Source organism: Micrococcus sp. HG099 (assembly GCF_024723355.1).
Classification (GTDB): Bacteria; Actinomycetota; Actinomycetes; order Actinomycetales; family Micrococcaceae; genus Micrococcus; species Micrococcus endophyticus.
The window spans coordinates 1-589 of the sequence record NZ_JANQCJ010000288.1 but is presented as its reverse complement, the minus strand read 5'-3'; the positions used below and the strand labels follow the sequence as shown (position 1 = coordinate 589).

At 80.6% G+C, this 589-nt stretch carries 1 protein-coding gene; it reads left to right on the top strand.

Features of this window, described 5'->3' with window-relative positions:
• The coding region (locus NWP10_RS12265) for a protein kinase (protein ID WP_258301088.1) at positions 1–589 on the top strand (589 nt) is incomplete at both ends.

Here is a 589-nt window from a genome sequence, read left to right as displayed (position 1 = left end):
GGGCTGGGAGGCGGTCCGGCGGCTCGGGGAGGGCGCCCAGGCGGAGGTGTGGCTGGTGGAGGACGGCGCTGGCGCCCGGGCCGCGCTCAAGGCGCCGAGGCCCGGGGCGGACCCGGACGCCCTGGCGGCCGAGGCGCAGGCCGGGCGGGTGGAGCATCCGCACCTGCTCCGCGTGCTCGGGGCCGTGGACACGGACCGCGGCCTCGGCGTGCTCAGCGAGCACCGCCCGGCGGGCTCCCTGCAGGAGATGGTGCAGCGCGCGGGGCCGCTCACGCCCGGGCAGGCCGTGACCGTGCTGGTGCCGCTGGCGCAGGCGCTGGCATGCCTGCACGAGCACGGGGTGGTCCACGGGGACGTCTCCCCGGCGAACGTGCTCTTCGGGGTGGACGGGAGCCCGGCGCTGGCCGACCTGGGGGTGGCCCGGATCGTGGGCGGCGCCCAGGGGGCCGGCGGGACGCCCGGCTTCGCGGCCCCGGAGGTGCTCGCCGCCGTCGAGGCGCACGCCCTCGCCCCAGGCACCGCGCCGGCGGTGGGCCCGGAGGCCGACGTGCACGCCTGGGCGGCCCTGGGCTGGTACGCGCTCACGGGC